The sequence below is a fragment of the Lysobacter zhanggongensis genome (genome assembly GCF_046638635.1).
GTDB lineage: Bacteria > Pseudomonadota > Gammaproteobacteria > Xanthomonadales > Xanthomonadaceae > Novilysobacter > Novilysobacter luteus.
The window spans coordinates 1-7,250 of sequence record NZ_JBJXHK010000096.1 but is presented as its reverse complement, the minus strand read 5'-3'; the positions used below and the strand labels follow the sequence as shown (position 1 = coordinate 7,250).

The following is a 7,250-nucleotide window of genomic DNA, read 5'->3' as shown; positions in this document are numbered from 1 at the left end:
GGCAAGGGCATGGCAGTGGCCGCGGGCGCCGCCGCGCCGCCGTCGCCGCAGCAGCGCTGGGACCTGCTCGAACCCGCCCTCGATGCGCTCGCCCGCCAGGCGCGCGAGCTCGAACTTTCGCCGGACGAACTGCTTGCCCGGCTCCGCCTACGGATGGAGGAACACGCATGAACGCTGTCGCCCAACCGGCCGTCGCCCCGGCCGCCCCGCTCGACCTGTCCTTCGCGATGGAACCGCCGATCAGCGTGCGCGGGGTGGACAAGCGCTACGACGGCCAGACCGTGCTGGCCGGCGCCAACCTGCAGCTGGAGCCCGGCGCTGTGCTGGGCCTGATCGGCCGCAACGGCGCCGGCAAGTCGACCCTGATCCGGATCCTGCTCGGGCTGGTCGAACCCGACGCCGGCCAGGCGCACATCTGGGGCCAGCGGTCGCTGATGCTCGACGACGCCCGCAAGGCGCGACTGGGCTACGTGCCGCAGCAGCCCGAGGCACTGCCGTGGCTGAAGGTGGGCGACATGATGGATTTCATCGGCCGCTTCTACCCGCGCTGGGACGCCGCCTTCGTGACCGCCACACTCGACCGCTGGGGCCTGCCGACCAACAAGGTGCTGGCCAAGCTGTCGCCCGGCGAACGCCAGCGGGTGGCGATCATCCGCGCGCTGGCGCCGCGGCCCGAGCTGCTGGTGCTCGACGAGCCGGCCGCTGCGCTGGACCCCGTCGCCCGCCGTGAGCTGCTGCGCGAGATCGCCCAGCGCGCCGGCGAGTCCGGTACCAGCGTCCTGTTCTCGACCCACATCGTCTCCGACCTGGAGCGCGCCGCCTCGCATGTCGCCTTCATGCACGAGGGCCGGGTGGTGCTGCAGACCGAACTGGACACNTCCTGTTCTCGACCCACATCGTCTCCGACCTGGAGCGCGCCGCCTCGCATGTCGCCTTCATGCACGAGGGCCGGGTGGTGCTGCAGACCGAACTGGACACGCTGAAGGAACGCCACCTGCGCCTGCGCGTGCCGGCGTCCGCCGCGGACCAACTGGTCGGCCGGGTGCCGGGCGAGGTCGCGCGGCGCGCACTGCCCGACGGGGCGCTGTCGCTGGTGGTGGTGCGCGACGAGGGCATCGCGTGGCCGGCGCTGGTGACCGCGCCGGGGGTGCACGCCGACGTGCTGTCGCTGGAGGACCTGTTCGTCGAGGTGGCCGAGTGAACGCCTCCGCCTACCCCCACGACACCGACACGTTCGGCTGGCGCACCCGGCATGCGGCGGCGCTGCTCGCCAGCAGTGCCAGCCTGCTGTCGCGCGTCTTCGCGGTCGTGCTCGCGCTGGTGCTGGGGGGGCTGGGCTGGCTGGCGCTGGCCACCATCGAGGATGCCGAGCGGGTGTCGGTCGCGCTGTTCCTGTCCGGGCTGGCGGTGGCCGCGCTGTGGGGTATCTGGTTCGCCCGGCTGTTGCTGCTGCACATCGAGGCGCACCGGTCGCGCATGCCCGGCGTGGCGATGGCCATCGGCGGCACCGTCGCACTGGTCTTCCTGGCCACGGTGCTGGTGCCGGCACTGCTGCTGTCGCTGGGCGGGGTGGACCTCGCGGTCGCCATCTGCGCGATGGCGCTGGGTGCCTGCGCCGGCGTACTGGCGGCGACCCTGCCGCGCATCGTCTATCTCGCCCTGTGCCTGGCGCCGCTGGTGCTGGGGCTGATGGCCATGATCCTTGAGCGGGTCCTGCCGACCGGGACCCTGCAGTGGCCGGCGCTCACGATGCACCACCTGACCTGGCTCGCGCCGCCCGCACTGGCGCTGGCCGCGTGGCGCTGGTGGGCGATCGCTCACCGCGAGCCCGGCCAGGACGGCTCGGTCTGGTGGCAGCCGGCGGTAGTCGGCAATCCGCGCACCGGCGGCGGGTTCTCGTGGATGAGCGGCGATGCCGCCACCGCGCAACTGCCGGACTGGCTGTGGCCGGCCGGGCAGACGCGCGATGCCGGTCCCGCTCGCCCGGTACTGGCCGTGCGCGCCCTGCTGGGCACGCCGTTCGCGCCGCTGTCGGGCAGCCAGATCGTCGTGCAGCTTGCCGTGGGCGTGGCGGCGATGGCCTACCTCTGGCTCAGCGCACTGGGCGAGGACGGCGACCCCGGCGTGCTGGTCGGCGGCGCCATCGGCGGCGCCGCGGTGCGGGTGGTGATGTACGGCCAGCGGCTGGACGCGATGAGCCGCAAGCAGGGCGGCGAGGTCGAAGAGCTGGCGCTGCTGCCGGGCCTGGGCGACGACCCCGACAGCCGCCGCGCCGTGGTGCTGGGCGGCGTGCTGCGCGCACCCGCGCTGGCCATGGGCGCCGTACTGCTGATCCTGGCGGTGATGGGCGCGCTGCTCGCGATGCCCGCACCGCTGCTGGCACTGGTGCTGATGGCGGGTGTCGGCGTGGTGCTGACCACGGTGCTGGCGTGCCTGCGGCCGCTGGCCGGACAACGGATGGACGGCTGGCGCATGGCGGTGGTGGCCGGGCCGATGCTGGTGTTCGCGATGGGCACCATCCTGTACGCGGTGCACGGCGACGGGCAGGGACAGGCGCCGCTGGTGCTGGCGCTGGCGTGGCTGTTCGCCTACGCGGTGCTGGCGGTGCACGCGATGGGCTGTTGGCAACGGATGAAGCGCCGCCCGCATCTGTTCCTCCAGCGCTGACACCGCGCGCACGCCGCCGCCGTACCATGGCGGCGTGCGCAGGGGGAGCGAGCGATGCTCAAGAGGATTATCACGGGAACAGGGCTGGTGCTGGCCGGCATGGTTGTTGGCGCCTGGGGCCATGCCAGCTGGGTGGCCAACGCGTCCGACGCACCGCCCGCCCCGCACCTGCCCGCCGCCGAACCCGAGGCCGACCCGCCGGCAGCGGAAGCGCCGGTGCCCGGCACGCCCGACCCGGTCAACTTCACCTACCGCTACCTCGACCCGCTCGACCCGGCGATGGCGGCCACTGCCGAGCGCGTGCGAGAGGAAGACCTGCTGCGTCGGCTGCCCGAGGTGAAGTGGCTCGACGGCCTGCTGCTGTTGCCGGCCCCGATCACCTACGTCGCCACCGCCTGCGGCAAGCCCGACGCCTATTACCTGCCCGGCAAGCGCGAAGTGGTGCTGTGCTACGAGATGCTGCACGCCCTGTACGCGCAGGGCGAGGACCTCGCCGCCGCGGGTGGCAGCGCGCTGGACCTGCCCGACATCCCGGCCGACCAGCTCGCGCAGCGCTACGTCTGGGCCAACGTCCGCTTCGTGGTCGCCCACGAGACCGGCCACGCCCTGATCGACCTGCTCGACCTGCCGGTGACCGGCCGCCAGGAAGACGCCGTCGACCAGTTCGCCACCGCGCTGATGCAGCGCATCGGCGGCGAGGACGAGTCCCCGCGCGAGGTCGCGCAGAACCTGCGCATGGCCAGCCATTCCTTCCTGGCCGACGCCGGCACCGACGTGACCATGCAGGCCTACGCCGACACCCACTCGCTCGGCCTGCAGCGCTACTTCAACCTGCAGTGCCTGCTGTACGGCTCCGACCCGGAGCGCTTCGCCGACATGGTCGAGCGCGGCGACCTGCCCGAGACCCGCGCGAAGACCTGCCCCACCGAAGCGCGTCGTGCCAACGACGCCTGGGTGCGCCTGCTGGCGCCGCACCTCGCCCCCGCCTACAAGATGAGCGTCGACGAAGCCGAAGCCTGGCTGCGCGACCGCGAGCGCAGCCGCGGCGAGGCCGGCGTCCCGGCGGTGGTCGCGCCGACCCCCGAACCCGCCGGTGCCGAACCTGCGCGCGCCATCAAACCCACAACCCCGGCCCAACCCCTGTAGGAGCGACGTCAGTCGCGACCTGTACATCACACCCCAGCGTTCGGCGGGTCGCGACTGACGTCGCTCCTACACGCAGGTGATTGGTCAGGGACAAAAAAAGCCCGGGCGTCGGGTTCGCCCGGGCTTCGATTCCACTGTCGCCAGCTAGCCCTGCAACGCCGCCAGCGCCGAGTTGAACGTCGCGCTCGGCCGCATGGCCGCACCGACCTTGGCCAGGTCCGGGTGGTAGTAACCGCCCAGGTCGACCGGCTTGCCCTGCACCGCGACCAGCTCGCCGATGATCTTCTCCTCGTTCTCTTCCAGCGCCCGGGCCAACGGGGCGAACTTCGCCTTCAGAGCCGCGTCGTCATCCTGCGCCGCAAGCGCCTGCGCCCAGTACATCGCCAGGTAGAAGTGGCTGCCGCGGTTGTCGATGCCGCCCAGCTTGCGCGACGGCGACTTGTCCGTGTCCAGGAACTTGCCGGTCGCCTGGTCCAGCGTCTTGGCCAGCACCTGCGCGCGGGCGTTGCCGGTGTTCTCGGCGACATGGTCGAGCGAGGCGGCCAGCGCGAGGAACTCCCCGAGCGAATCCCAGCGCAGGTAGTCCTCGGCCTCGAACTGCTGCACGTGCTTGGGCGCGCTGCCGCCGGCGCCGGTCTCGAACAGGCCGCCACCGGCCATCAGCGGCACCACCGACAACATCTTGGCCGACGTGCCCAGCTCGAGGATCGGGAACAGGTCGGTGAGGTAGTCACGCAACACGTTGCCGGTCACCGAGATCGTGTCCAGCGCGCGCCGGGCGCGCGACAGCGACGTCCGCATCGCCTCCTCGGGCGACATGATGCGGATGTCCAGGCCCTTGGTGTCGTGGTCCTTCAGGTAGACCTCCACCTTGGCGATCAGCTGCGCGTCGTGCGCGCGCTGCGGGTCCAGCCAGAACACCGCCGGCGTACCGGTGATGCGCGCACGGCTGACCGCCAGCTTCACCCAGTCCTGCACCGGCAGGTCGCGGGTCTGGCACATGCGCCAGATGTCCCCGGCCTGCACCGCGTGCTGCAGCAGCACCTTGCCGGCCGTGTCGACCACCCGGATGGTGCCGTCGCGCGGCGCGCGGAAGGTCTTGTCGTGGCTGCCGTATTCCTCGGCCTTCTGCGCCATGAGGCCGACGTTGGGCACGCTGCCCATGGTGGCCGGGTCGAACGCGCCGTGCGCCTTGCAGTCGTCGATGACGACCTGGTAGATGCCGGCATAGCAGCGGTCCGGGATCACCGCCTTCGCGTCCTGCAGCTCGCCGTTCGCGTTCCACATCTTGCCGCTGTCGCGGATCATCGCCGGCATCGACGCGTCGACGATCACGTCGGACGGCACGTGCAGGTTGGTGATGCCCTTGTCGGAGTTGACCATCGCCAGCGCCGGGCGCTCGCCGTACAGCGCATCGATGTCGGCCTTGATCGAGGCCTGCAGGTCCGCCGGCAGCGTGGCCAGCCGCGCGTACAGGTCGCCGATGCCGTTGCTGGCGTCGAAGCCGGCCTCCATCAACTCGCGGTCGTACCTGGCCAGCACCGGCGCGTAGAAGCGGTTGACCGCCACGCCGAAGATGATCGGGTCGGAGACCTTCATCATCGTCGCCTTCAGGTGCAGCGAGAACAGCACGCCCTTGGCCTTGGCGTCGTCGATCTGCGCATCGAAGAACTGCGCCAGCCGGCGCGTGTCCATCACCGAGGCGTCGATGATCTCGCGGTCGGTCAGCGCGGTCTTCTCCTTCAGCACCGTGACCACGCCATCGGTGCCGACCAGCTCGATGCGCACGTCGGTGGCGCTGTCCACCGTCACCGACTGCTCGCTGCCGTAGAAGTCGCCGCCGTCCATGTGCGCCACGTGCGACTGCGACTGCTCCGACCACTTGCCCATCCGGTGCGGGTGCTTGCGCGCGTAGTTCTTTACCGACAGCGGCGCGCGGCGGTCCGAGTTGCCCTCGCGCAGCACCGGGTTGACCGCGCTGCCCTTGACCCGGTCATAGCGTGCCTTGGCGTCGCGCTCGGCGTCGGTCTTCGGCTCGTCGACGTAGTCCGGCAGCGGGTAGCCCTGCGCCTGCAGCTCCTTGATCGCCGCCTTCAGCTGCGGCACCGAGGCCGAGATGTTGGGCAGCTTGATGATGTTGGCGTCCGGCGTGGTGGCCAGCTGGCCCAGCTCGGCCAGATGGTCGCCGACCTGCTTGTCGGCCGGCAGCACGTCCGGGAACTGCGCCAGGATCCGCCCCGCCAGCGAGATGTCGCGCGTCTCCACCTGGACCCCCGCGCTCTCGACGAACGCCTCGACGATCGGCAGCAGTGACTGCGTGGCCAGGAACGGGGCTTCGTCGGTGAGGGTGTAGATGATCTTCGGGTTCTGCGGCTGGGGGGTGTCGGACATGGGGGACTCGATTCCTTTGAGGGAGTGGCGCGTGCAACCGCGCGGCAGCCTCGCATTGTCGCGCCGGCGCGTGGGTAGGGCAAAAGGCCGGCGTACGCCGGCGGATGGAATACGCTGCGGAGCGGCGACGATGGCGCGCGGGATTCACGAAGACTATTGAGAGTGAGGCGTTGATGGAGACGACGATGCGGTTCGCGGGTCGAATCACGGACTGGAACGATGACAAGGGGTTCGGCTTCGTAGTGCCCAGCGGTGGTGGTGATCGGGCGTTCGTGCACGTCAACGCGTTCCAGCGGGGCTCGCGTCGCCCCGTGCAGGGTGACCTCATTTCCTACCGGCCAAGCAGGGACGCGCAGGGTCGGCTGCAGGCTCGGGAGATCCGGCACGCGGGGCAACGGATCGAAGTGCCGCGGCACCCGTCACGGCTGCCCCGTGCCGCGATCGGCACCGCCGCGTTGATCGCTGCCGCGGTGGCCGCGCTCATCGGGTGGATTCCGATGTTTGTTGCCGGCGCCTATGTCGCCCTCGGTGCGGTGTCCTACCTCATGTACCGGTCCGACAAGGCGGCGGCCGGGCGGGGCGCCCGCAGAACGCCGGAGGGCAACCTGCACCTGATCGACTTGCTTGGCGGTTGGCCCGGCGCGCTGATTGCCCAGCAGCAGTTCCGGCACAAGACGATCAAGCAGTCGTTCCAGTCCATGTTCTGGGTAACCGTGGTGGTCAACCTCGCCGCCGTGGGGTGGCTGGTCTCGTCCGGGCACGCGGCCGGGCTGGCGCAGGCGTTCGGGGGCTGACGCGCCTCAGCCACGCTCGCCAAGTTGCGGAGGGTGGCCGGCGCCACCCGCGGCCCCGCGGTAGTGTTCCCCACGGCCAGGCCACGCACGCGAGGAAGCGATGGATCTCTACGAAGTCATCCGCTGGGGCAACGACGACGACGACCCGATGACCGGCGGGCCGGACGGCTGGGACACCTGCCTGCTCGTGCGCGCGGGCTCGGTCGAGGAGGCCGCGGCGCTGGCCGACCGCGTGCTGGCGGCGTCGACGCG

Annotated in this window: 6 protein-coding genes; 5 read left to right on the top strand and 1 reads right to left on the bottom strand. The window is 71.1% G+C overall.

All coding sequences use genetic code 11. From position 1 onward, the window contains the following. The first annotated feature begins 167 nt into the window (after positions 1 to 167). From ACKVMH_RS11945 to ACKVMH_RS11930, 4 genes are read left to right on the top strand one after another with little or no spacing between them, the layout of a single operon-like run. On the top strand, positions 168 to 983 hold the full coding sequence (locus ACKVMH_RS11945) for an ABC transporter ATP-binding protein (RefSeq protein ID WP_412700458.1): 816 nt from the start codon (positions 168 to 170) through the stop codon (positions 981 to 983). Then, complete coding sequence (locus ACKVMH_RS11940) at positions 956 to 1,201, top strand: hypothetical protein (protein ID WP_412700457.1); 246 nt, start codon at positions 956 to 958, stop codon at positions 1,199 to 1,201. Before ACKVMH_RS11945 ends, ACKVMH_RS11940 begins: the two co-directional genes overlap by 28 nt. After that, a complete protein-coding gene (locus tag ACKVMH_RS11935) occupies positions 1,198 to 2,667 on the top strand; it encodes a hypothetical protein (protein WP_412700456.1) in 1,470 nt (489 codons plus the stop codon). The genes ACKVMH_RS11940 and ACKVMH_RS11935 overlap by 4 nt, the downstream gene beginning before the upstream one ends. 54 nt (positions 2,668 to 2,721) lie before the next feature. After that, positions 2,722 to 3,813: a DUF4344 domain-containing metallopeptidase gene (locus ACKVMH_RS11930; protein ID WP_412700455.1), complete on the top strand. Its 1,092-nt coding sequence runs from the start codon at positions 2,722 to 2,724 to the stop codon at positions 3,811 to 3,813. Between the two features lie 144 nt (positions 3,814 to 3,957). Here the strand turns inward: ACKVMH_RS11930 and ACKVMH_RS11925 are convergent, their stop codons facing one another. Further along, positions 3,958 to 6,204 carry an NADP-dependent isocitrate dehydrogenase gene (locus tag ACKVMH_RS11925; protein ID WP_412700454.1) on the bottom strand — a complete coding sequence of 749 codons (2,247 nt, stop codon included), beginning with the start codon at positions 6,202 to 6,204 and terminating at the stop codon, positions 3,958 to 3,960. Positions 6,205 to 6,377: 173 nt separating this feature from the next. Between ACKVMH_RS11925 and ACKVMH_RS11920 the strand changes: the two genes are divergently transcribed. After that, a complete protein-coding gene (locus ACKVMH_RS11920) occupies positions 6,378 to 6,998 on the top strand; it encodes a DUF1294 domain-containing protein (protein WP_412700453.1) in 621 nt (206 codons plus the stop codon). The last annotated feature ends 252 nt before the right edge of the window (positions 6,999 to 7,250 follow it).